The organism is Rhodococcus sp. NyZ502 (genome assembly GCF_041464245.1).
GTDB classification, from domain to species: domain Bacteria; phylum Actinomycetota; class Actinomycetes; order Mycobacteriales; family Mycobacteriaceae; genus Rhodococcus_F; species Rhodococcus_F qingshengii.
The window spans coordinates 5,593,658-5,615,852 of the sequence record NZ_CP167155.1 but is presented as its reverse complement, the minus strand read 5'-3'; the positions used below and the strand labels follow the sequence as shown (position 1 = coordinate 5,615,852).

20 protein-coding genes are annotated in these 22,195 nt (G+C 61.6%); 5 read left to right on the top strand and 15 right to left on the bottom strand.

All coding sequences use genetic code 11. The features are described 5' to 3' along the window. Positions 1–26: 26 nt before the first annotated feature. The gene (locus tag ACBG85_RS26020; protein ID WP_225320166.1) at positions 27–944 is read right to left on the bottom strand and encodes a nuclear transport factor 2 family protein; all 918 of its coding nucleotides are present in this window, start codon (positions 942–944) and stop codon (positions 27–29) included. 32 nt (positions 945–976) lie between these two features. Continuing rightward, the gene (locus tag ACBG85_RS26015; protein ID WP_030536013.1) at positions 977–1,615 is read right to left on the bottom strand and encodes an NAD(P)-dependent oxidoreductase; all 639 of its coding nucleotides are present in this window, start codon (positions 1,613–1,615) and stop codon (positions 977–979) included. Between the two features lie 167 nt (positions 1,616–1,782). Between ACBG85_RS26015 and ACBG85_RS26010 the strand changes: the two genes are divergently transcribed. The 3 genes from ACBG85_RS26010 to ACBG85_RS26000 all read left to right on the top strand — a co-directional run bounded on the left by ACBG85_RS26010 (position 1,783) and on the right by ACBG85_RS26000 (position 4,112). Next, on the top strand, positions 1,783–2,754 hold the full coding sequence (locus tag ACBG85_RS26010; RefSeq protein WP_372025377.1) for a serine/threonine dehydratase: 972 nt from the start codon (positions 1,783–1,785) through the stop codon (positions 2,752–2,754). A 58-nt stretch (positions 2,755–2,812) separates the two neighbouring features. Next, positions 2,813–3,214 (top strand): hypothetical protein, encoded by a 402-nt coding sequence (locus tag ACBG85_RS26005; protein ID WP_020971062.1) that lies wholly within the window; start codon positions 2,813–2,815, stop codon positions 3,212–3,214. Positions 3,215–3,275: 61 nt separating this feature from the next. Beyond that, positions 3,276–4,112 carry a DUF1206 domain-containing protein gene (locus tag ACBG85_RS26000; RefSeq protein WP_372025374.1) on the top strand — a complete coding sequence of 279 codons (837 nt, stop codon included), beginning with the start codon at positions 3,276–3,278 and terminating at the stop codon, positions 4,110–4,112. 19 nt (positions 4,113–4,131) lie between these two features. Here the strand turns inward: ACBG85_RS26000 and ACBG85_RS25995 are convergent, their stop codons facing one another. The 3 genes from ACBG85_RS25995 to ACBG85_RS25985 all read right to left on the bottom strand — a co-directional run bounded on the left by ACBG85_RS25995 (position 4,132) and on the right by ACBG85_RS25985 (position 6,960). Next, positions 4,132–5,439 carry a serine hydrolase gene (locus tag ACBG85_RS25995; RefSeq protein ID WP_075834622.1) on the bottom strand — a complete coding sequence of 436 codons (1,308 nt, stop codon included), beginning with the start codon at positions 5,437–5,439 and terminating at the stop codon, positions 4,132–4,134. Positions 5,440–5,521: 82 nt separating this feature from the next. After that, the gene (locus ACBG85_RS25990) at positions 5,522–6,259 is read right to left on the bottom strand and encodes an SDR family oxidoreductase (protein WP_372025372.1); all 738 of its coding nucleotides are present in this window, start codon (positions 6,257–6,259) and stop codon (positions 5,522–5,524) included. Continuing rightward, entirely contained in the window at positions 6,256–6,960 is a 705-nt protein-coding gene (locus ACBG85_RS25985) for a TetR/AcrR family transcriptional regulator (RefSeq protein ID WP_372025371.1), read from the bottom strand. The genes ACBG85_RS25990 and ACBG85_RS25985 overlap by 4 nt, the downstream gene beginning before the upstream one ends. Positions 6,961–7,508: 548 nt before the next feature. On the opposite strand from ACBG85_RS25985, the gene ACBG85_RS25980 reads away from it, so the two are divergent. Next, positions 7,509–8,882 carry a hypothetical protein gene (locus ACBG85_RS25980; protein ID WP_372025369.1) on the top strand — a complete coding sequence of 458 codons (1,374 nt, stop codon included), beginning with the start codon at positions 7,509–7,511 and terminating at the stop codon, positions 8,880–8,882. A 13-nt stretch (positions 8,883–8,895) separates the two neighbouring features. Here ACBG85_RS25980 and ACBG85_RS25975 read toward each other — a convergent pair whose 3' ends face one another. The 6 genes from ACBG85_RS25975 to ACBG85_RS25950 form a co-directional block, all read right to left on the bottom strand. Continuing rightward, positions 8,896–9,444, bottom strand: coding sequence for a hypothetical protein (locus ACBG85_RS25975; protein WP_372025367.1), 549 nt, complete (start codon positions 9,442–9,444; stop codon positions 8,896–8,898). Positions 9,445–9,543: 99 nt separating this feature from the next. Then, the gene (locus tag ACBG85_RS25970; RefSeq protein WP_372025365.1) at positions 9,544–10,947 is read right to left on the bottom strand and encodes a DUF222 domain-containing protein; all 1,404 of its coding nucleotides are present in this window, start codon (positions 10,945–10,947) and stop codon (positions 9,544–9,546) included. Positions 10,948–11,066: 119 nt separating this feature from the next. Beyond that, a complete protein-coding gene (locus ACBG85_RS25965; RefSeq protein ID WP_372025364.1) occupies positions 11,067–11,495 on the bottom strand; it encodes a hypothetical protein in 429 nt (142 codons plus the stop codon). 21 nt (positions 11,496–11,516) lie between these two features. Then, a complete protein-coding gene (locus ACBG85_RS25960) occupies positions 11,517–12,185 on the bottom strand; it encodes a FadR/GntR family transcriptional regulator (RefSeq protein ID WP_003939850.1) in 669 nt (222 codons plus the stop codon). A 102-nt stretch (positions 12,186–12,287) separates the two neighbouring features. Then, positions 12,288–13,505, bottom strand: coding sequence for an MFS transporter (locus tag ACBG85_RS25955; RefSeq protein ID WP_007729796.1), 1,218 nt, complete (start codon positions 13,503–13,505; stop codon positions 12,288–12,290). A 110-nt stretch (positions 13,506–13,615) separates the two neighbouring features. After that, positions 13,616–14,590: a YafY family protein gene (locus tag ACBG85_RS25950; RefSeq protein ID WP_070162549.1), complete on the bottom strand. Its 975-nt coding sequence runs from the start codon at positions 14,588–14,590 to the stop codon at positions 13,616–13,618. A gap of 102 nt (positions 14,591–14,692) precedes the next feature. Between ACBG85_RS25950 and ACBG85_RS25945 the strand changes: the two genes are divergently transcribed. After that, positions 14,693–15,160, top strand: coding sequence for a VOC family protein (locus ACBG85_RS25945; RefSeq protein ID WP_030536456.1), 468 nt, complete (start codon positions 14,693–14,695; stop codon positions 15,158–15,160). A gap of 383 nt (positions 15,161–15,543) precedes the next feature. On the opposite strand, the gene aztD is transcribed toward ACBG85_RS25945, so the two are convergent. The 4 genes from aztD to ACBG85_RS25925 form a co-directional block, all read right to left on the bottom strand. Beyond that, on the bottom strand, positions 15,544–16,791 hold the full coding sequence (gene aztD / locus ACBG85_RS25940) for a zinc metallochaperone AztD (protein ID WP_311094006.1): 1,248 nt from the start codon (positions 16,789–16,791) through the stop codon (positions 15,544–15,546). Between the two features lie 62 nt (positions 16,792–16,853). Continuing rightward, complete coding sequence (locus ACBG85_RS25935; RefSeq protein ID WP_372025360.1) at positions 16,854–18,098, bottom strand: benzoate/H(+) symporter BenE family transporter; 1,245 nt, start codon at positions 18,096–18,098, stop codon at positions 16,854–16,856. Between the two features lie 4 nt (positions 18,099–18,102). Continuing rightward, complete coding sequence (locus ACBG85_RS25930) at positions 18,103–20,805, bottom strand: LuxR C-terminal-related transcriptional regulator (protein WP_372025358.1); 2,703 nt, start codon at positions 20,803–20,805, stop codon at positions 18,103–18,105. Next, a complete protein-coding gene (locus ACBG85_RS25925; RefSeq protein WP_007729781.1) occupies positions 20,802–22,187 on the bottom strand; it encodes an aromatic acid/H+ symport family MFS transporter in 1,386 nt (461 codons plus the stop codon). Before ACBG85_RS25925 ends, ACBG85_RS25930 begins: the two co-directional genes overlap by 4 nt. Positions 22,188–22,195: the final 8 nt, after the last annotated feature.

The window sequence follows — 22,195 nt, the reverse complement described above, 5'->3', positions numbered from 1 at the left end:
TCTCTGAACTGTTCGGAGTTGCCGTCTCAGCGACCGTCGTCCCACACGGTGTTGCCGCTTGCAGTCGTCGACGGGTAGTCCTGGACGGCGTCCCAATGCTCGACGATTTTGCCGTTCTCGTCGAATCGGAAGATGTCCATCGAGCCGCTGCCGGCCGTTCCCTCACCGGACGAAGCGAAGGTCTGAACAAAGACGAAGTCGCCCTCGGCTACCGTCCGTGGAAACTTGGTGGCCTTGTCTTCGGTAACGGGTTCGATCCCGGCCAGTGCGGTGACAAATGCGTCCTTGCCGTCAGCGAACGAGGGGTTGTGCTGCGTGTAGGTCGGACCGACCAGCTGGTCGGCAGCCTCGGCGGCTTTGCCTTCGTTGAAGGCGAGCTGCAGGAACGTCAACGCGTTGGCCGTGTTGCGCTCCAAGACTTCTGACGACTTGGACGGCGACGAGGTGGGTCCGTCGAACATCGTGTTCGGATTCGCGGACGTTTCCGGCACGTCTTGAATGGCATCCCAGTGTTCGACGATCTTGCCGTTGTCGACGCGGAAGATGTCGAATACCGCCTGGCCGCGGTCGCCGGGTGCAGACGTGGTGTGGGACTGGAGGGCAACCAGATCGCCCTCGGCGAAAACGCGAGTGATCTCGGCATGCAATCCGGGTGTGGCCTCGACGTAACCGCCTATGCCGCTGACAAATCCGGCTGCCCCATCGGCGGCGGTGGGGTTGTGCTGGATGTAGACGTCGCCAAGGTACCGGTCGGCGGCTTGCTGAACCTGACGGCCGTTGAACGCCAGTTCGTAGAAGTCCGTGACGACGGTCTTGTTGGATTCGAGTTGATCGCCCTGTTCGGCAACAACGCTCGTGGACGTCGTAGAACTGCTGGGCGTTGCGGATTCCGCGTCGTTGGAGCACGCGGTGAGCAGGAGTGCGGCGGCAGCGGGAACAGTCATCCAGGCTGCGCGCCTACGAAGGTTGCTCATATTCAGTGTGCGACGGTGAAACGCTGGCGACGGTGGGCCGGAGTCTCGATCTCGTCGACAAAAGCGTGTGCGTAGTCTTCGCCCGCGATGGCGGAGTTGCCCTCGGCGTCCGTCAGGAGAATGTCGCCACCCAACTGGAACGATCCCTTCGGGGCGACGCCGGCATGGGCACCGAACGCAGCGGCCGGGCTCACGTAGAACCAGTCGACATTGCTGTCGGTCGCGCGGAGCGCATCGAGGACGTCGGCGTGAGCGAGTGCCTCACCCTTGTATGCGTCCGGGAAGTCGGGGGTGTCGACGACGCGTGGCCCACCCTCGGAGACCAACAGGCTGCCGGCGCCACCGACTACGGCAATGCGAGCACCGTTGCGTGCGGCGGCATCTGCGAGGGGAGTGACGGCGTCGAGCAGGCGCTTGCCGTCGATCTCGCGAGCGGGGATGGCAACGACAACGACGTCGTTGTCTGCCGTGATCTGCTCCACGATCGTGTTGTCGTGAACAGAACCCTGCACGACATTCGTGTCGGTTCCGGACTGCGCGCTGCGAGCGACGACGGTTACCTCGTGGCCGCGTGAAGCGGCTTCTTTCGCGATTGCGCTTCCTGCAAAACCGTTTCCACCGAATACTGCGATCTTCGACATGGGGTGTGCCTTTCCTTGATGTCGTCGTTGTGCTTGTAGTAGTAAATTTATTCACCCCGAGCTGCATTGTCTCGGTCAGATGCGGGCATTCCTTGGTGAAAAACAGACATCATGATGACGATGGGCCGACTGCTTCGGGTCGAAGTTGCGAACCGTAGGGTTGGTACATGACTCTCACCGCCGACAACAATGCAGGTCCAGTGGCAATCGAGCGCTCGGACGTCGAAGCTGCGCGGACTCGTATCGCAGGACTGGCGCGGCGTACTCCGTTCTTTCGCACTGCGCTACCGACGCCACAGGGTGAGGTACCGGTTCTGTTCAAGCTCGAGTACCTCCAGCACGGCGGTTCCTTCAAAGTGCGCGGCAGTCTCAATGCAGTGGAACGAGCGGTCGCCGACGGCACCATGCCCGATGCCGGCGTGGTGATCGCGTCTGGCGGCAACGCTGCAATCGGGGCCGCGTGGGCAGCGCGGCGACAGGGACTCACCTGCACAGTGGTGGTGCCGGAGACAGCGCCTGATGCCAAGGTGAAGGCTCTCGGAGAGTTGGGTGCAACCGTTCACAAGGTAGGCGACCGGTATGCACTCGCTGCTGCCGCTGCGGCGGACATCGCACGCACCAGCGGTGCGCTCGAACTGCATGCCTACGACCTGCCCGACATCGTCAGTGGGGCCGGCACCATCGCTCTCGAGCTCGAAGACGACGCATCCGGACCGATTACGTATTGCGTTGCAGTCGGCGGCGGCGGATTGGTCTCTGGAATCGTCGCGGCGGCTCGTCCCGAAGATCACGTGGTAGCCGTCGAGCCGACCGGGGCTGCCACCTTGCGCACCTCGCTCGATGCGGGGCGTCCGGTGGATATCGAAGTAAACAGTATCGCCGGAGACTCGTTGGGGGCTACACGAATTGGTGCCATCGCTTGGGAGACACTGCATGAGAGTTCGGTAGACAGTGTTGTGGTCGAAGATGATTCGATCCGGCAAGCGCGGGCATTCATGTGGCGGGAGTTCCGGATTCTGGTGGAGTTGGGAACCGCAGCAGCATTGGCTCCGGTTCTGAACGGAACGGTGTCGCCGCCGTCCGACGGTGAACTGTGCGTGGTTTTATGCGGAGCCAACACACATCCGACCGACCTGTAATTTCAGCGTATTTGTTTGCCTGCGTGTGAGAAAGTCGCAGGTGGGTACCTCTCGCAGTATGAGTACCAGCAGCATTATCTGGATAATTGTTGCCGTGGTCGTGGTGATAGCGATCGTGGCCGCACTCCTGTGGGTGGCGCGAAACAGGCGTGACGAGCGTCGTCACATCGAGGCAGAACAGATCCGCGAAGACGTCGCAGACAAGTCACTGCAAGTAGGCGAGCGCGAGGCGCGGGCAGAAGAGACAGCAGCCAAAGCGCGCATGGTGCAGGCAGAGGCCGACGCCAAAGCGGCGGAAGCGTCTGCGCTGCAACATCATGCAGCGCAGCATCGGAAAGAGGCGACGAGTTCTCGCGAGGAACTGAACCAGCAACGAGATCATGCAGACACGATCGACCCCAAGGTTCCCAACCCCGAAGAACCGCGGTCGACGCCGGATCAGAACCCTCGAAACCCTTGATCTCGAAACACTTGATGCAGGCGTTCGAGGGAAGCGTCTGCCCGTATATGGTTCGACGATCATGATGAATAAAGAATCGTCACCGCACGACCAGAAGAGCGTCGCGTCCACGGCGGCTGACGTCGCACAGAACAATGTCTTCGAGCGCTTTGCCCGTGCCGGATTCGTCGTCAGCGGTGTGGTTCATCTGCTGATCGGATATATCGCGATCCGCCTTGCTCTCGGTGGATCCGGGTCTGCGGACCAATCGGGTGCGATGGCCGAGTTGGCAGGAAAGCCAAGGGGTGTCTTCGCTCTGTGGGTCGGCGTCGTGGCCTTCCTTGCCATGGCGTTGTGGAGATTGGCCGAAGCTGCGTTGGGAAGCTCGTCGTCGCCGTCCTCTGACGACAAGAAGAAAGAGTTCTTCAACCGCGCAAAGGCTCTGGGCATTTCGCTCGTCTATTTCGGTTTTGCTTTCACTGCATTCGGATTCGCCCGCGGTAGCGGGAAGTCCAGCAGCGGTCAGAGTGCGGGGATCACGGCGCGTTTGATGGAGAACACGCTTGGAACTATCGCATTGGTGATCGGCGGGATCGCGATCATCGCCGTTGGTGTGTACCACGTGTACAAGGGCGCGAGCCAGAACTTCCTCGATGATCTGAAAGGCACACCCAGCAACTTCGTGCGCCGACTCGGAACCGTCGGGTACGTCGCCAAGGGCTTGGCCATCGCTGCAGTCGGCATTCTGGTTCTTCTTGCGGTCAACAGTTCCGAACCCGGCAAGTCCTCCGGACTCGACGGAGCGTTCAAGACGCTGGGCGCGCAGCCGTACGGAGTGGCGCTGCTGATCCTTGCCGGATTGGGCATCATCACCTACGGGCTCTACTGCTTCGTGATGGCGCGCTCGACGAAGATGTAGCGCCTGTAGGCAAGTGGGCCTATCCGAATGACCCGGTCTGGAAGCCGACGTCGCTGCCCGACGAACTTCCCGTCGAGCTACCGAATATGGGTCGTCTCGGAACCAGATCATGCATCAGGTTCACGGCTGCAGGGTCGATCATCGCCGCATTTCCACCGTTCGCCAGAATCGTGATCGACCAGCCGCTGTCGGGAACCAGCAGGGTGATGCAGTTGGATCCCGAGCTGTCTCCGTTTTTCTTGGCGAACCGTTGTGGGAAGTTCGGCGTCGGGGGTTGGAGCTGCCACGCCATTCCCATTCCGAATGCAGGATTCTCCGGAGCTTGCGTGTCGATCTGCTCGAGCATCGAGGTCAGGACTGGTTTGAGCGGGTTGTTTCCGTAGCCGAGAGTTGTTGCAGCCCAAATCGACATGTCCTCGGCGGTGCTGACCAGCCCACCCCCTCCTGCGATCGCACCCGTGTTGTTCCACAGAGGCGCTCGTGTGCCGTCGAGGTGGTACGGAACGGCAAGGTCGGTTGCTTTGGTCTCGATCACGGTACCCATCATCCCGAGCGGGTCGGTGATTTCGCGGGCGACTGCCGCCGCGAATGGTGGCTTCTCTTGTCCCGGAATGATTTTGTCGGCCATCAGTGTGCCGAGCAGTCCGAACCCGAAGTCCGAGTACAGCCAGTGGCTACCGGGGGCGAACTCCAAGGCGCCGGCGTCTTGGAGTCCTTTCCAGAGCATATTTCTGGTGTACTTCGCCTTCTCGTCCGTGCACGATCGTGTGGGATCGGCACACCCCGCCGAAAGATTGGGCGGGTCGTCGCTCAGGCCGGAACGGTGGGTGACCAGTTGGCGAAGCGTGATCTCCTCGCCGCCGATGCCTTTCGGCAGCGGGTTGCCATCCGAATACTTGCTCGCCAGGTCGTCCAATCCGACTTCTCCCCGAGCGATCAGTTTCGCCAGTAGTGCAGCGGTGAAGGTCTTGGTCTCCGAGGCGATCTCGAATTGCGTTCGTGGAGTGACTCTCACGCCGTTTTCGACGTCGGCCTGGCCGTAGTGGTACGTAGTGGCGACACTCGCCTTGCGGTTCTTCTCATCCGGTTTGACGATGGCGAAGGCAAGACCGGGGACTCCGCTGTTCAGCAGTGTCTCTGCGACGCGCTGTACCGCTTGGGCTTCCGCAGGATCGCCGACCCGCGAACCTGGATTGGGTGCAGTGGGGCCGGCGGCGCCGGCGGTCGAGGAGGTCGCGAGGGTTATGACCGCGGTTGCCGCCAGCCCTGCAACGCTGATGAACTGCCGTCGTGACGTCCGGGCGGACCCTCGATCCTGGTTATCCATTGTTTGCACATTACAACCAAAGTCGACTGGTTTGACTGTTTTGTCGGAATTGCCAAGGTGTGGTCCTTAGGCGATGGTTTCGCTAAATCACGCCGCCGTTGACGTAGATGACCTGGCCATTGACCCAACGAGCTGGGCCGGCGAGAAATGCGACAGCCTCCGCGATGTCCATCGGTGTGCCGAGGCGTTCCAGGGGAGCCAGCTTGGACAGGTTCTCCACTGTAGCTTCGTCTTTCCCGTCGAGGAACAGATCGGTGGCCGTGGGGCCTGGGGCTACGGCGTTGACCGTGATATCGCGTCCCCGTAGCTCTTTCGCGAGAACCAGAGTGATCGCGTCGACAGCACCTTTGGTGGCGGCGTACGCGGCATAAGTCGGAAACGCCAGCTTCTTCACGGAGGTGGAGAAATTGATGATCGCACCACCGCGCCGGACACGTCTGGCTGCCTGCTGGTCGACCACGAAGGTCCCTCGGACGTTGGTCCGATGCATCCGATCGAAATCGTCGAAGTTCAGTTCTGCGACGGTGGAGAGGATCATGATTCCGGCTGCATGGACGACGACGTCGATGCCCCCGAACTCCTCCTCGACCGTATCGAACAGGGCCGCGACTTCACCTTCGTCGGCGACGTCCGCATGCACCGCTATGGCGCGACCGCCCGCAGCGACGATGGCGTCAGCTATTTCCTGGGCGCGTTGAATGTTTCCTGAATAGTGCACGGCGACAGCCATTCCGTCGGCGGCGAGCTTCTCGGCAGTCGCTCGCCCGATGCCGCCGGAAGCGCCAGTGACGATGGCGACGCGGGTGGTGGTGTCAGTCATGATGTAACTCCTGAACTGGTTTCGGTTGCATCGGACAGCTTGCGAAGCCACTCTCGTAGTAGGCCGACTTCGTTGGCGGAGAGAGAAGTTGAATCTGCGGCGGCCAGTTGGGCGTCGAGAGTAGATGCAACTCTGTTGAGTGAGGTTTCCGGGTGGACGCCGGATTCGTCGATGATGGACGCGAAGATTCCGTCGCGAACTCGCTGTGACAGCGTCGGATCGGGGTACTGTTCCGGCCTGACGACGAGCATCAGAGCGACGCCCGCATTGGCGGACATCACCATCTGCGTAGCCACGTCGACCGATACGGTCAGAACACCTGCCGCAGCGCATCGTTCGAGAACGGATCGAAGTAGCGCCTGGGCCTGCAGAGCGGTGTCGGCGCTCTGGGCGGAAGGTGAGTGCATCAAGCGGTAGTGAGCGGGATGCGCGAGCGCGAAGGCGGTGTGCGCATCCCAGCCGGCCCGTAGATCGGCAACGGGGTCATCGGAAGGTGTCGCAGCCCGTTTGCCTTCGAGGTATTCGAAGAAACCTGCCTCGACGACGGCTGCGAGCAGTCCGTCCTTGTCGCCGAACTGACGGTAGAGCGCGGGGGCGCCGACGCCGGCCATCTCGCACACGGCGCGGGTGGATATGTCGCCGTTGGGGGAGGTGTTGAGCAGCTCGGTTGCCGCGGCCAGAATCTTTGCTCTCGAGCTCATAAAAACAACGCTAACGGAATTATGTGATCATCGCTACCGGGGTGAAGAGGCGCTTTGGTGTGTCGGTGTCCGTTGGATGGACTACAGATACCTAGTCCCAAGTCGTGTTAAAACTCTCGGAGTTCGCCCTGTCGATGGCATGTCCCTGCTCAGGAGCGAAAATTCAGGAGGTTCTACCGGTGAAATACCCTTCGGCTCGGTCAGTCATAGTCTTCGTGTTGGCGATGCTGTGCTTCCCGCTGCTCTCGTGTGGTTCGTCCGACACTCCCGTGACAACAGCTGCGCCCGTGACTGCAACTGTCGAGGCCTCGGCAAGTGATGGGCCCGTCGAGGCTGAAGTTGGCGAGGACGGTGTATCGGTCAGTGGGAAGATCGGTCAGCTCGGTGTCACTGCAACAGCGCCCGCGGGAGTCGCGGATATCGGGACCACGCTCACGCTATCGAGTGGCGTCGGGACGAACCGTAAAGTCTTTCCGGCAGAGTTGGTCTCGACAATCCCGGCGCAGCTCACTCTCGAAGACGGACTGCAGCCCAGGAAGCCGATCACGTTGACCTTCGACTTGTCCGGACAACCCGAGATCGTCCGACAGATCAGCGATTCCGTTCGACCGATCGTCGCGGTCAACTCCGATGATCCTGTCAGTAGTGACCTGCTTCCTGCCGAATGGAACGCGGTGTCGAAATCCGTGGCGACTACAACCACTCACCTCAGCAGCTTCCAAGTCCTCCTTACCGACGTCGGGCAAGTGCTCACCGACTCTTTCACTCAGGTATGGGTGGCGAGTGCAGGAGGATCCGATGAATTATGCTCTGAGAAAAGCGAACTCGACCTTGCAGGCATGAAATACACGCTCACTGCCTCTAAATCGGGGGTAGTTGCTGCTTGCCTCCGCGCTGCCGAGGAAGGGATCGCCGTCGACTTTGCCACGAAATCCGCACAATATTACGAAGTCAATTCCCAACCGCCCGGCCAATTCGTGAATCAAGGGCCGTTGCAAGGGACTGATCAACTTGCAGTATTGCTTCGATCCAGTTTAAGTGGCGGGAATTCGGGACTATTGACCCCGAAAGGCGCTGGCACACTAGTGTTACCTGCCGGCACGGCCACGGGAGTCGTCCGCCTCGATGTCGATGCCGCCGCACTACAATTGGAGACGATTCTTACCGGTCTCGACATGTACGGGATCCAAGGAGACGAACTGGTCGATGCATTTCAGGCGACCAAATCTGCCTACGACTGTTTGGTGACGGTATACGAGAGTTTGACTGACCCGAGTAAGGCCAGCGTCGGCGAATTCACCAAGGTGCTCGGCGATCTCGCTCAATGTGGACTTGCCGGGGCGACAGGCGCAGTAGGCGACAGTCAAGGTCGGATTCTGCACAAGATGAGTGTCGTCACGTCCCTGTTCACCGCGCTCCCGAGTCAGTTGATGGCCAATATCACGGGAATCGCCGGCGAAATTAATGGTGACAATCACCTCGAATACACCCTGGAAAGTAGGGGACCTGTCCGCGCGACCTCGACTGTGCCGTCGCCGAACAATACTGGCGCCACTCTCGAACTGATCACGAAGATCACCCCAAACGGATTCGGGTTCACTCGTGGGCCAGATCATTACGAGATTTCGGACGTTCACAAGAACAACGGTCGTTTCTACGTGGACGTCAATTACCACTGGAAGCTGAACCGACCAGAAGGCAGCGACCTCGGATACTGCAGAGCTCACGCGCGAATTACCAACAGTGAGGGAACAGAAATCGCGCGCTACGACGACACCGGATTCAACATCTGCCAAGGGGGCGGAGCCTTCGGTACCAACACCCCTATCTACGATCCTGGCACCTACACTGTCACTGTCGACGTCGAAACTGAGCGCGGTGCAGCTCTGAGCATCGCTCGGGACTTCACCGTCGATCAATGACCGGACGTGTAGATCAGAGCGCGGTGGGCTGGAGTGGTTCTATGTCGGAGGTGCGAGGTCCGAACAGGCCCATAGCCCGGGTGCGAATGGACGGTAGTGCTTCGTGGATGCTCCCGCCGAGACGGTGGAGAGAGTTGAACGAGCGTGATTCCCAAACCGGAAACTCTCCGTCGGTGTCGCGTGATGCTGTGTCCCACAGGAGGGCGTCACCGTTTTCGCTCCATCCGAAAACCTGCAGCGAGTCGGGGAGTGACCAATCGCCGTCGGGTTCGATCATCCAATCGAACTCGTCATCCTGTCCTTCTCTGTAGACCGAATGAAGATGGGCGGTGAGGTTGCGGGCGCGCCCTTGCCAGCCGTCGGCAAATCCGGGAAGGACGGGCGGATAGATGAGCCAGAGTCCGAAGGTCCGCGCCCAACCTGCGTGCCTGACGAATGCGCGATATGAATCGGGGAAGCCCTGCCGGTCGGGAAATCGATAGGAATCCATAAGGGCAAAATCGATATGCGCGAGCGTCGGTCGGCCGTCTACCGTCAGCGCGTTGGTTCCCTGTGCAAACACACGCTCAACGCTAGCAATAGGGGATACCGTGCCGCCCTTTCCGGCTATCGAAGCACGCCGGAATGGGTCACCGAGGCGTTTGCTCGGTGACCTCCGGGTTCAGAGTCGTGTGGTGGAGCGGCGGGGTTTCCGGTCGGGGTCGATGCCCGGTGGTGGGATGAACCAGGGCAGGTGATCGGGGTCGATGCCCGGTGGTGGGATGAACCAGGGCAGGTGATCGGTGCCCATTCGGATTTCCCATTTGCCGGTGAATCCGGGTTTTCGGTGCATCAGGGTGTGGTGGGTTCGGCAGAGTAGGACCAGGTTGTCCATGACGGTTGGTCCTCCTTTGGCCCAGTGTTTGATGTGGTGGGCGTCGGTCCAGGCGGGGACGCAGTCGCAGCCGGGGAAGGCGCAGCCTTTGTCGCGGGCGATCAGTGCGGTGCGTTGTGCCGCGGTGACAAGCCTTTTGAGTGGGGTGACGTCGAGTGGGGCGCCGTTTTCGTCGAGGAGGACGCTGGAGAGCATGCAGTCGCAGGCGATCATGCGGGTGCGGCCGACGCTCAGTGGTCCCATCCAGGGCATGTGGCCGACATCGAGATCTTGTTTGTCGAGATCGTGGAAGTCGAGATCGAGCATGCCGGGATCGTCGTCCTCGGAGGGGACAGGTGTTGAGCCATCACTCGTTGTGGCGCATTCACGGTGGTAGGCCAGGTCTTTGGCGTTGATGTGCACGTTCAGGTGTGGGCGTTGGCCGCCGTCGATGCCGGTGGCAGCGTTGTCGAGGTAGCGTCGGATGAGTTCTGCCATGGCGTCTGCGTTGCGTGTGGCGGCGGGTCGTTTGTCGGGTGTGCCGTCTTCGGCGGGGGTGGGCATGGAGAGGTTGGAGAGGGCGGAGAGAAGCATTTCGCCGGTCACTCCGTCGAAATCGCCTCGGACGGCGACTCTTCCGTTGAGGGTGGGGGAGATGCGCAGTTCGTTGCGGTCGGTGTCTTCGCTTGGTGGTGGGTCGTCGGATTCGAACATGTGCTCGAGGACGCTGATGGCGTAGCGCAGTTTGACGGTGGTTGCTTCGGTTCCCGATGCTGCGGCGAGGAGTGTGTCGCGGCAGTACGGTAGTGCGGCGTCGGGCATTGCCTTGGGTGGGGATTCGCAGAACGCCACGATCAGTGCTGCGTGCTCGAAAGTGAGGTCACCGGCATCGAATTGGTCTTCGATCTCGGGAAACGACCGTAGCGCTTTGCCCAGGGCTGCGATTCTTCTGCCGGTGGAGATCTGCAGCATGGTGTGGTTCGCGAGCCATTGTCCGGTGCCGCGGTAGCAGAGTACTTGTTCGTCCGGGTTCAACGTCAGGGTGTCGACAGCGGCCACTCGAATGGCTTCCAGGCGAAGGATTTCCGCTGACGCGGTGATGGCGATCTCGCGGACGTCGCTGGGGTGAAGCCGCCACAATCGTCCGCGCACACCCACGGCGGAGTTGTTGACCACGTCGGTGACGGCATCGTCGGTGATGTTGATCGTCATGAGAACCCCCCGTTTCACCTCCCATCATACTCGAACATACTTTCGAGTCAAGGGCTTTTTCGAGAAGGTGAGGTGGGCCCGGCCGTCGTGATTCTGTTGTTCGAGAACAGGTTCCGTCATTACTCGACTCGTTGAAGGAAGGGGTGAGGCCAGGCGCCGAGTGCGAGAACGGCGAGGATCGTCTGGACTAGTCCGGTGGTGAAGAAGATGCCCTGCAGCGGCGACCAGGCGAGAACGATGGCGATCTCGACGAAGATCCAGATCATCATGGTCAGGCCGGCGGCCGCGTGCAGGCCCCACGTCAGACGGAACCTGTTGTGCTGAACGAAGAGCGCGGCGGCCTGGATGCCTCCGACGACAACGCCGAGGAGGATTCCGGGCCAGAAATATGAAGGGAAGACGGTTCCCTCGATCCACTCAGGAGGCAGGCCCATCCCGCCGCCGATCGTCAGGCCCGCCATTCCTACGAGCGCAGAGAGCAGGTTTAGCCACGCGATGGCGGACAGACCGATCCGGAGACCCCGTGGAGGGAGCGATGTGGACGTCATGCCTGACAACGATAGAGAGGGTCAGTCGAGCCCGTCCATGTTCCTGCGCGTTGCCGCGCTGGCAGCGTCGGCATCACCCGCGACGATGGCTTCTACTAGATCTCGGTGGGCAGCGGCTTCGTCGTCGATCGATTCGGGGTCTCGCGCCGCGACGTCGGTGATCACGTCCAGGGCCGAGTTGCGGAGCGTTTCGATGAATGAATCGAACACCATCGACAACACGCTGTTGTGCGCAGCATTCACCACGGCGCGATGTAGTTCCATGTCAGCGTCGACAAATTCTGTTGGTGTCGAGGCATTTTCACGGGCTTCGAGTGCTGCCTGTAACAGATCGACGTCGGCCGAAGTTCGGCGCATGGCAGCCAGGCGGCCCGCTTCCACTTCCAGGAGTCTGCGTACTTCGTAGACTTCGCGGCGGTCCGAGCGTTTGAGTTCTCGCTCGAGTTCTGTGACCGGTGTCGAGGACATGACGTAGGTGCCGGACCCTTGATGCGAGTAGAGCTGGCCCGACGCAATCAGTGCGCGAACGGCCTCTCTGCCGGTCGAACGCCCGACTCCGAGGAGTGTGCTCAGATCCTGTTCGTTCGGGATTTTGGTCCCGACCGGCCACTCGCCGTCGCCGATGAGGCGCGCAAGTTCGTCCGCGGCTTTCTGTACCAGCGACTGCTGCTTGATCTGGCGCACTGCCATGTGACTGCTCCTGACTGACTCGGTGAACCGCAATGGAGCGGCTCACCGAGTAATACTTCATGTCCTCCGATGAATCTTCAGACTACGGGGCCGTCTTATGGTTTATCGAAGGGCGATGACGTCCAGTTCGCGCTCCGTCTCGTCTTCCGGGTCGAGGCGTCGATCGCGCAAGGTGAATGCGATGACGGCGCCGACGAACAGCACTGCAGTTGTCGCCCCGATCGCCATGCGCGGTCCGAAGTGATCTGCCAGGTAGCCGAACAGCGGAGATGCGATGCCCCCCACGGACATCGCGAGTCCGAGCGTCACCCCACTTGCTGTGCCGGGGCGATTCGGTAGGTAGTCCTGCGCCAATGTCACCTGTGGCGCGAAGGGCAGGAACATAGCAAATCCGAGACAGACGATTCCCAATTCGGCAACTGCTACGTGCGGGGCGGCAGCGAGCAGTGCCAGTGAAGGTACCGCAAGCAGGTAGCCGAGTCGGATGGATGCGCGTCGACCACGACGGTCCGCGAGGACTCCTCCCAGTAGCGTTCCGGCCGCTCCTGCCAATGTGAAGGAGGACAACACGATTGCAGCGCTCGAGGACGATCCGTTCAGTGCGTTGAGCACGAACGGTGAGACCAACGACAGAGTGGTCACGTACGGAATTGACCAACAGACCGTTACCAGCACGAGTCGTGTGAACGAGCGCCAATCGTCTGACACGGGACCGTTCGCTGCCAGTTGCGCACTCAACGACTGGGCTGACTCGGCCGCACCCGTGTTGGCCGATCGCGACTGGGCGACCATCCACCAAATAGCCGCCACCACTGCAGGAACTGCGAGTAGATAGCCGCCGGACAAACCGAGTGAGCCAACCACGAGCGTGACAAACGGTGGCGCCAGCGAGGCGCCCAACGTACCGCCCACGGAGAACACGCTCATGGCTTTCTGTGAATGACCTCCAGCCGCGCGTGCCAAATTTGTGGCGGGAGGATGGTATGCGGCGATGCCGATGCCGGCCACGGCAATTGCCAGCCAAGTGACGATGTAGGTGGTGCTCATCGCTGCCACGACAATGCCTGCTGCGGCCGTCACAAAACCTGTGGGTACCAGCCAGTTTCGGCTCTTTCGATCGACCAGCATGCCGAATGCAGGTTGCACGACACTGGATAGTCCGGTCGCGGCGAGCGTGATTCCGGCGACCGCGGAATAGGAATATCCGCGTTCGAGCATCATGAACGGCAACAGCGCAGGCACAGCCCCCTGGTACAGATCGTTCACGACGTGTGTGCCGGTGAGAAATGCAACTTGCCCCTTCTTCATCTCCTTGGGCATCCCTTCGTTCAGGTCTTCAAGTCCTCAGGTCCTCTGAGGACTTGAAAGCTATCGCGAACCCGCGGGCGCACGGTTGCGTTGGAGACCTGGATCTCATTCGAGACGACTGACTAACTCTCAGCAGTCGCGGCGTTGCGGGCGGCGAGTTGCGCGAAAGCGTGGGTAAGTTCTGGCGGGCCGACGACATCGATGTCGGTGTCGAATTGGTTGAAGGAGGCTGCCAGCGCCGTCCAAGACCATGATCCGGCTTCGAGACTGCACTGCTCGGGGCCAAGATCTTCGACGATGCCGTCCCCGACAAAGGGAAGAACATAACTGGCTGGTCGATGGAGAACGACCTTGCCGTGGCACGGCCAATTGTTGATATGTTCCGATCCTTTGAAGCGCGCGGACACGTATTCGCTGACGTCGCCGCCGGGGATTTCCTTCGGCGTGAACCGGGGACCGTTCGGGGTGCGTGGGGTGATGCGATCGGCGCGGAAGATTCGCCAGTCGTCTCGCGCGAGATCCCACGCGACGAGGTACCAGCGACGCTTGGAGGTCACCAGATGATGCGGCTCCACTCGGCGCGGGGGTGTTATTTCGCTGTTGTCGGTTGAGTGGTCGTTCGAGTAATCGAAGCGGAACACCTCGCGAGCGCGGACTGCAGCGGAAATCGCTACGAGCACCTCTGGGGACACGGAGTCTGCGTCGCCGGAACCGGCCGAAATCGTGGTGAACGTGAGCGCGTCGAGGCGATGGCGCAGACGCGACGGCATCACTTGCCGCACAGTGGTCAACGCTCGAACCGCATCCTCTTCGATACCGACGCCGGTCAGCGTCGCCGCCTGCAGCGCAACTGCCAGTGCGATGACCTGATCGTCGTCGAACAGCAGGGGTGGCAGCTCGCTGCCGGCGTCGAGTCGGTATCCGCCGTCCGGGCCCATGGTCGCCGCAATGCGGTAACCCATCTCCCTGAGCCGGTCGATATCGCGGCGGACCGTGCGATGGCTGATGTCGAGCCGCTCGGCGAGTAGAGCGCCCGGCCAGTCGCGTCTCGTCTGCAAGAGGGACAGCAGATTCAAGAGTCGAGTGGTGGTCGCCATGCGGTGAGACTACGACGAGTCTAGGACGAAAACAGTCCTATACGGCTGTGAGAGTCGACGTTGTCAGGGAAAACCCGAGCGACGTTCGTACCAGGAGCAGACATGAGCATCAAGACAACGACCCACCTCAACTTCCGCGGAGACGCCCGCGCGGCTCTGGAGTTCTACCAGTCCGTCTTCGGTGGCCAGGTCACGATCGCAACCTACGGCGACTTCGGGATGCCCAAGGAGGTGCCCGGCGCTGAGAACGTCGTGTTCGGCCAGGTGGAGACAGAGGACGGCTTCTGTGTGATGGCATACGACATCCCTGGACAGTCGGGCGGCTCGGCCGGCAACGCAGGCTCGACACACCGCGAGAACGGCACCACGATCACCGACCAACCGTTCTTCGTCTCGGTTCGCGGTGAAACCCTCGAAGAGGTGCAGAACTACTGGGCCGAACTCTCTGCTGGTGCATCGATCATCGAGGGTCTTGCCGCCGCGGCGTGGAGCCCCGGTTTCGGCATGCTCACCGATGCGTTCGGGGTGACGTGGATCCTCGACGTCGCTGCCGGCGAAAACCCGGCCTGATCATTCAGACGACAAAGCCGCTGGCACCAAAAGGTGTCCAGCGGCTCCGGCGCGTCGGTGCCCGTCTTGCGCCTCTCGGCAAGTGGCCACTCGAAGTGGCAATTCTGGGGTGGTACCCGGGGCAAAGAACCGAACACCGACACCATCTCCAACGAACCTCCACACGGAGTTATTCCATGCTGACTTGTGCCGCGGTCAATCGTGGTCCTGCTCATCGCTCAGCTCCAGCAGAGCTGGCGACAACGGCTTCGATTCTCTGAGGTGCGCGTCGTAGCACCTCGGGGATTGCCTGGGTATGAGATTCCCTGGTCAGTAGGCGAAGCACGAGAACGGCTCAGGCCCTCATCTCGGTGTGAGATGGGGGCCTGAGGTGAGGATCTGAATCAGCCGGTGACACCGGTCAATTCGTTGGGGGCGTGATCGAGAGTGGTCTCGGTCAGGATGCTGCCGTCCTCGAGGTCGACTGCGATCAGCTTCTTCGACGCTGGGTCGGTGACGTAAGCGGTGTGATCTTCTACGAAGAGCGCGGGCCTGGGCTCTTGCCATTTGGTGGGCTCGGTCCATGCGTCTATGACGGCGATCTTCTTGGTGACGACGCCGGTGTTCGGGTCGATGACGTGGATGGCGCCGTCGGTGCCGAGCACCAGTGCCTCTCCGTGTGGTCCGCGGCCGAGTGAGCGGAAGGTGTAGCTGGTGCCGAGGTCGACGAGCTTAAGTTCGGACGTCGTCGTGTTGGTCAGCGAGACCCGTTGCGGACGTTCGAGTTCGGCGTCCTTGTCGGTCTTGTAATCACCCAGCACGATGTCCGACTCCTCCGAGCCTGCCTGATTTCCGATGCGGCCGTATGCATCCGGACTCTGGACCTTGGTGATCGCTCCGTTCTTGTACACGAGCAACCCGTCCTGGCAGCCCAGCACGATGGCGTCGCCGGCAGCGACTGCTTCGCCGTGGACACCGGGGCACTGTTCGTTGCGCAGGATTTCCTTGCGGTCGGCATCGAGGATGGCAATGCCGTTGCGGGACTCCGAATTTCCGATGGTCGTCAACAGGCTGCCGTCGGCAAGTGCGACCGCAACGCCGTGATGGGGTTCTGGCGTGGTGTACGTCTCGACGCGGGGTTGGCGTTTTGCCAACTGCGCCGGATCGAAGATCTCGACGAGTCCCGAGCCGTCGTTGAAGAGGACCGTCTTTCCGGCATGGCGTACGACGTGTCCGGGCTCGTTGGCTGCGAACTCGACCTCGGACATCGCGGGATCGGCTGTGTAGTAATGAGAATGATCACCGTGAGCCGAAGACCACGTGCCGGTGTCGAGCACCTTGAATGCTTCGCCGGCAGAGATCATGACGTGGCGACCGTCGCCGGCCGGGTTGAGTCGGGTGAAGCCGTCGATCTCGGTCTCGCCGACCACGTCGAGGGAAGTTGCATCCAGCACCAGGACGCCGCCGTCGTACGACACGGCGAGACGTGGTGTTGCCGAGGCCTGTTCGGTTGGTGCGGCCGACGTCGTGGTCGTGGTTTCGGACTGGGCGGAGTCCTTGTTGTCGGACGAGCAACCCGTAACGAGGGCGAGTGAGAGGCCTACTGATGTGGCAAGGGTGAGGCGCCGCGACATGCGGGTGTTGAGGTGCATGGGTATAGATCTACTGCTTAATGTAAATGATTGTCAAAGTCGAGTATGCGAATATTCGCATGTCAGGTGTAGTCGGCTCGCTCGAGCATGCGCGAGGCGATGACCCCGAAGACGAGTCCCCAGAAAGCGGCTCCGATATTGAGTAGTTCGATGTCGGAGATCGTCACGAGGAACGCGATCAAAGCGCCGAAGGTGAATTTCCCGCCGAATGCGGTCACGAAGGCTCCCTGTAAGGCCTTGAGCATGGCCAGACCACCCAGAGTGACGATGAATGCCGTCGGAGTTCCCAACATCATCGCGACGAAAGTCGGGGCGAACAGTCCGAAGACGACGGCGAGTAAGCCGCAGAAGATTCCGGCGGTGTATTGGCGTGTCCGCTCTCCCGACGCCGTGAGCAATGCGTTCGTCGGCCCGGTAAGGCACGTCGAGACACAACCCACCGCCGCGTTCACGAGAGAGAACACACCGCAGGCAACCGTTGCTGCCCCGATCGGCGGTTGATGACCCGCTGCGCGGAGGACTGCGATTCCTTGGCCGTTCTGCACGACGACGACTGTGATCGCCAGCGGTACAACCAGTTCGATCATCGCCTGCCAAGACCAGGTTGGCGTGGTCAGCATCGGATGCGCCAGCCACTCGTGCGCGTCGCCGGCGGAGTTGAATCTTCCGGCCACGAGTATCACGACCACGCCGACGATCAACGCGCCGAGAACGGGCGGAACGAATCTTCCCAGCTTGGCGAACACGCTCAGAGCGACAAAGGTGGCGATCATCGGCAGGGCAATCACCGCGTCGTGGGCAGGCGCTTCGACCAAATCCGTTCCGAAATGAAGGAAAACGCCTGCCACCATTGCCATTACGATGGGCAAGGGTAATGCGGCCATGATCGGTGTGACCCACCCTGTCAATCCCAACAGCAAGATCAGGGCGCCGGTCGCGAAGAACGCTCCGAGCACTTGCTCCCACGGCAGATGCTCCAACGACGCTCCGACGACAACGGTTCCGGGAATCGTCCAGAAGAAGGCCAGCGGCTGCCGGTACAGCCAGGAAGCCGTGATGGTGAGAATTCCGTTGACGAAGAAGGCACCGAAAAGCCAAGAGGCCAATTGAGCTTGACTCAGTCCACCCGCCAACCCCGCAGCGAGAATGACCGCCACCGGCCCGGTGGCCGAGAAGACGATGCCGATGATTCCGTTGGCAATGGACGTTCCGCCGAAGTCGCGCAAGACCCGCTTCGGGCCGTAGAGCGGTTGGGGGAGTGGCTCGGTGACGACGCGAACGGGCGCGGTCGTCGTAGTGTCCGGCATGTTCTCAGTTCTCCTGATGCGGATCCGAAAGCCCTCGGTCGCGGAACAAAGCCGCGAGTTCGCTCCGTGATCGCAGTCCGAGTTTCGCGTATGCGCGCGTGAGGTGATATTGAATGGTCTTGACGGAGAGGAACAATTCGCCGGCAGCTTCCTTGTTGGACTTGCCCGCTGCGACAAGGTCGGCGACGGCTCGTTCTTGCGGGGTCAGGTCGGTGATTCCCTTCTCCGTCCGCGAGAGGTTCAACCCGCCCGCGCGGAGTTCGCGCTCGCAGCGCTCGACGTAAGTAGCGGCGCCCAACGAGTGATACAGCTCGCGGGCGGCGCGGAGGACGACGTCGGCCTCCGCGCGTTTCCCGGCCCGGCGGAGAGTTTGGCCGTAGGCAAAATTGATTCCGGCTCGGTCGTAGGGGAGCGGCAGCGTCTCGATGCCGAGTAGTGCAGCATCGAAACTTTCTCTTGCCAAGTCGAGTTCGCCCCGTGCGCCGTGGATCCGGCCGCGAACGTAGCCGAGACGTGCCGCAGCTGAGCGGTGCTCCCGACGTCGTGCGGTCTGCTCGTGTGGTTGCAGAAAGGCGTCGGCATCATCAGCTCGCCCGACCATGACCAATGCATTGGCGTAGAGATCGACCCACGGCCAGAAGCCCGGCTCGTCGAGCCATTGTTGCGCCTTGCTCGAGGTGAGCGGAGCCAGCGCCACCAGAACTTCGGCGTAGTCGGCGGCGGCCTCGGCAACCTGGGCCCTGGCGAGAAGTGCAGGAACATACATGATTTCGTAGGCATGAATGCCGGCGTACGCACGTCGCACATGGTCACGGGCCAGTTCCCAGTTGCCGCGCAGAGCGTGAATCTGTGCTCCCGACCAGTGGACCAACGGCCGGATGATCTCGATCTCGAACCGATCCACCTCGGCACCGGCGCCCTCGACGGTCGAGAGCGCTTCGTCCCAGGCGCCGAGAGCGAATTGAGTGCGGGCGAGCCAGGCCTGTGCCCACAGTGAGATTCTTGACGAACCACTGGAAAACTCTGTGGACACCGCACTTTCGAGGTCGCGTCTGGCGGACTCCGGGTGGTCCAACGCAAGCTCGAGCCATCCGCGTCCCATCTGGAAGCGCTGTGCCTGGGCTCCGGGGCGGACACGATCGGAGAGTTCGGCGTATGCCGCGAGCGCATTCTCGGTTCTTCCGGTAGCACCGAGCCCGAGACCCTTGATCGCTTCGGACTCCACTGCTGCGGGATCAGAAGGGCCCACCAATTCGACTGCGCGGTCAACCCACTCGACGAGCGCCGTGCCATCGAGCCGAGCCAGAGAATGCAGGACCATTCGTTGGGCGATCATCGCAGCGATGCCTGGCTCACGATCCACGCTGCAGCTGTCCCACGCTCTGGTCAGAAGATCGGCGGCCTCGGTCGGTCGCCCTCTATGGATGGCGAGGTAGCCGAGGACGGCGTCGCGGAGAGGCCCGCGCGAAATACTCTCGATCTCCGGCACGAAGACCATGGCGCGGGGGATGTCACCCGATCCGGTCAGCGCGTCGACTCCGCGGAGCAGTCGGTCCTCGTGTTCGGTTCGGGCCGTGGTGAGACGGCTTGCCGTGACCATGGCGTCGGCGACTTCCGACCACGCGCCGTCGGATGCTCGTAGTGATGCGTACGCAACGAGTTCGGCGGCGAGGTCCTCGTCATGTGTGGTGCTGGCAGCGGCAAGGTGGAAAAGCCGTTCACCTTCTCCCCAAGCGATCTCGGCTGCGCGTGTGTGCAGCAGATGCAAGTGCGCGGGTCCCAACGCCCCGCGCACTGCGGCCGTGACCATCGTGCTGCTCAGTGACACCTCGGTGCTGCCGTGCTGCTCGTGGACAGAAAGGAGGCCGCTGGCGAAGGCGCTGTCCAAGGCGCCGACCACGTCGTCGATTTCGGCTAGCTGAGCAAGATGCGACAACGTCGTGCTGCGCCCGACAACTGCTGCGGCTTCGATCAACGTTCGTGCTCCCGCCGAACACGTAGCGAGGGCGGCGGCGATCGATACTGCACGATGGCGAGGGACGGGCAAAGTTCGGTGCCATTGGGTCCAATAGGTAGGTGGCAGCTCGTCGAGAAGCGAGACGATGTCGAGTGTGTTGCCCGCGGTGAAGTCCTGAAGGGCAAGCGCGACGCCGGAGCTGAGGTCGATTCCGCTTCGCATGCGCGCGATGTCGATGATGACGGGTGCGTCGATCGGGCTGATGTGCAATCGCGTCGACCAGTGCAGGTCGAGAATCTGCCTGACATCCTCGCGCAGGAACGGCGTTTCCTCGGCGACGAGGACGAACAGCAGTGGTGCCGTTCGGCCTCGATGGAGGGCGGAGGTGATTGCCTGAAGCGAGCTGACATCGCTGTGATGGGCATCGTCGACGACGATCAGGGTCAGTTGCTCCGCTGCGTCGACGATCTCGTGTGCAACGGCGACCGGGTCCGAGTTGGAAACCGGACGTTCGAGTAGTTGTTCGATCACTCCGAAGGCAGTGTTCGATTCCCACTCCAGCCCACGAGCGCGGCGGAGCGTATGAGCGGAAGAGATTTCGGCGAACCGGTCGACGAGAGTGGACTTACCGCTACCGGCATCGCCCTCGACCAGCACGAGAGTCGGCACTCCTGTCTCTGCCGCGGCCAAGGCTCGGCCGAGAACGGCGAGCTCGCGTTCTCGGCCGAGCAACAGGTCACGAAGTGTCACCCGACTACCGTAACGCCGGGCTCACCACGGGTTTCCTTTTCGGCACGGTCTCCATCGGATCGAAGTGCAGTGGCACCCAGATCAGGTGCTTGCTTCGGCACGAAGAAGGTGACGATGGCGCCCAGCACCGCGATGCCGGCGAAGACGTAGAACGCCGATTCGGAACTGATTCCGGCGCTGATCAAACTTCCGCCGATCAGTGGCCCGAATATCCCGCCCAGACGTCCGAATCCGGCGCACCACGCGACACCTGCGGCCCGAGCGGCCGTCGAATAGTAGTTGGACACGAATCCGTAGATCAGAACCTGAGTACCGATGGTTCCGACACCCGCGATGGCAACGGAGGCGAGGAGTACGGGAAGCGGGAACCCGAATGTGAACAGGAGTAGGGCGAGTGCGGCCAGGCCGAAGGTGGTTGCGACAACCCGCTGCGGACCGGTGACGTCCGCGATCTTGGAGGCGAGAAGTCCACCGATGATGGCACCGCCGTTGAGTACCAACAGGAACGAGAGCGAACCCTTCGCGTTGTATCCCGCGTTTTCCATGATCTTGGGCAGCCAGGTGTTCAGCCCGTAGGTCAGGAGGAGGCCGGCGAAGCTCATGAGGCCGAGAAGCGCGGTGCCCCAGACATATTGTCTGCTCGCCAACGCTCGGAAGCCGACCTTCTCGGCCACGGCGTCGTTGGGTCGATCTGTACCGACAGGCAATGGAATTCCGGTTTTCGAGGAAATGGCGCGAGCTTCCTCGACACGTCCGCGAGCAATCAGCCACGCGGGAGACTCGGGCAGTTTGAACCAGGCGAGTGGGAACAGGAACACCAATGGCAGCGCGCCGATGAGGAACAGTCCGCGCCATCCGATGGAATCACGGAGGACGATCGCCAGGACGGAAGCCATGACGCCACCGGCCGGGACACCGCTGTAGACGATGGCGTTGAACAGATTGCGGCGTCCCGGCGGCGCGAACTCGGCAATCATGGCTCCGGCGGTGGCGACAAGCCCACCGACACCGATGCCGGTGAAGAACCGCAGCAGACCGAAAGTGGTGATGCTGGTGGCGAACGCTGCCAGTGCCATTCCGACCGAGAACCAGATGATGTTGACCAGCATCATCTTTCGGCGACCGAAGTGATCGCCGATCGCTCCACACGTCAGTGCGCCGACCATCACTCCGACGAGTGCATACGAACCCAACGCGCCGGCCTGAGATGCGGTCAAGGTGCCGATATGGCTGGGGTCGTCCATGAGTACGGGCAGGATCGTGCCGTACACGACCAGGTCGTATCCGTCGAACAGAATGGCAATGGCGGCGATGGTAACCACCCACAACACTGACGAGCGATGGCGGGCACTGGCCCAGGAACCACGTTCGATCGAGGACATGGCGAATC

Coding starts and splice junctions, on each gene's coding strand:
- ACBG85_RS25935 (WP_372025360.1), bottom strand. CDS start 18,098: ATGCCGGACACTACGACGACCGCGCCCGTTCGCGTCGTCACCGAGCCA.
- ACBG85_RS26000 (WP_372025374.1), top strand. CDS start 3,276: ATGATGAATAAAGAATCGTCACCGCACGACCAGAAGAGCGTCGCGTCC.
- ACBG85_RS25995 (WP_075834622.1), bottom strand. CDS start 5,439: ATGGATAACCAGGATCGAGGGTCCGCCCGGACGTCACGACGGCAGTTC.
- ACBG85_RS26020 (WP_225320166.1), bottom strand. CDS start 944: ATGACTGTTCCCGCTGCCGCCGCACTCCTGCTCACCGCGTGCTCCAAC.
- ACBG85_RS25965 (WP_372025364.1), bottom strand. CDS start 11,495: ATGACGTCCACATCGCTCCCTCCACGGGGTCTCCGGATCGGTCTGTCC.
- ACBG85_RS25950 (WP_070162549.1), bottom strand. CDS start 14,590: ATGGCGACCACCACTCGACTCTTGAATCTGCTGTCCCTCTTGCAGACG.
- ACBG85_RS26005 (WP_020971062.1), top strand. CDS start 2,813: ATGAGTACCAGCAGCATTATCTGGATAATTGTTGCCGTGGTCGTGGTG.
- ACBG85_RS26015 (WP_030536013.1), bottom strand. CDS start 1,615: ATGTCGAAGATCGCAGTATTCGGTGGAAACGGTTTTGCAGGAAGCGCA.
- ACBG85_RS25955 (WP_007729796.1), bottom strand. CDS start 13,505: ATGCCCAAGGAGATGAAGAAGGGGCAAGTTGCATTTCTCACCGGCACA.
- ACBG85_RS25960 (WP_003939850.1), bottom strand. CDS start 12,185: ATGGCAGTGCGCCAGATCAAGCAGCAGTCGCTGGTACAGAAAGCCGCG.
- ACBG85_RS25925 (WP_007729781.1), bottom strand. CDS start 22,187: ATGTCCTCGATCGAACGTGGTTCCTGGGCCAGTGCCCGCCATCGCTCG.
- ACBG85_RS25970 (WP_372025365.1), bottom strand. CDS start 10,947: ATGACGATCAACATCACCGACGATGCCGTCACCGACGTGGTCAACAAC.
- ACBG85_RS25945 (WP_030536456.1), top strand. CDS start 14,693: ATGAGCATCAAGACAACGACCCACCTCAACTTCCGCGGAGACGCCCGC.
- ACBG85_RS25985 (WP_372025371.1), bottom strand. CDS start 6,960: ATGAGCTCGAGAGCAAAGATTCTGGCCGCGGCAACCGAGCTGCTCAAC.
- ACBG85_RS26010 (WP_372025377.1), top strand. CDS start 1,783: ATGACTCTCACCGCCGACAACAATGCAGGTCCAGTGGCAATCGAGCGC.
- aztD (WP_311094006.1), bottom strand. CDS start 16,791: ATGCACCTCAACACCCGCATGTCGCGGCGCCTCACCCTTGCCACATCA.
- ACBG85_RS25990 (WP_372025372.1), bottom strand. CDS start 6,259: ATGACTGACACCACCACCCGCGTCGCCATCGTCACTGGCGCTTCCGGC.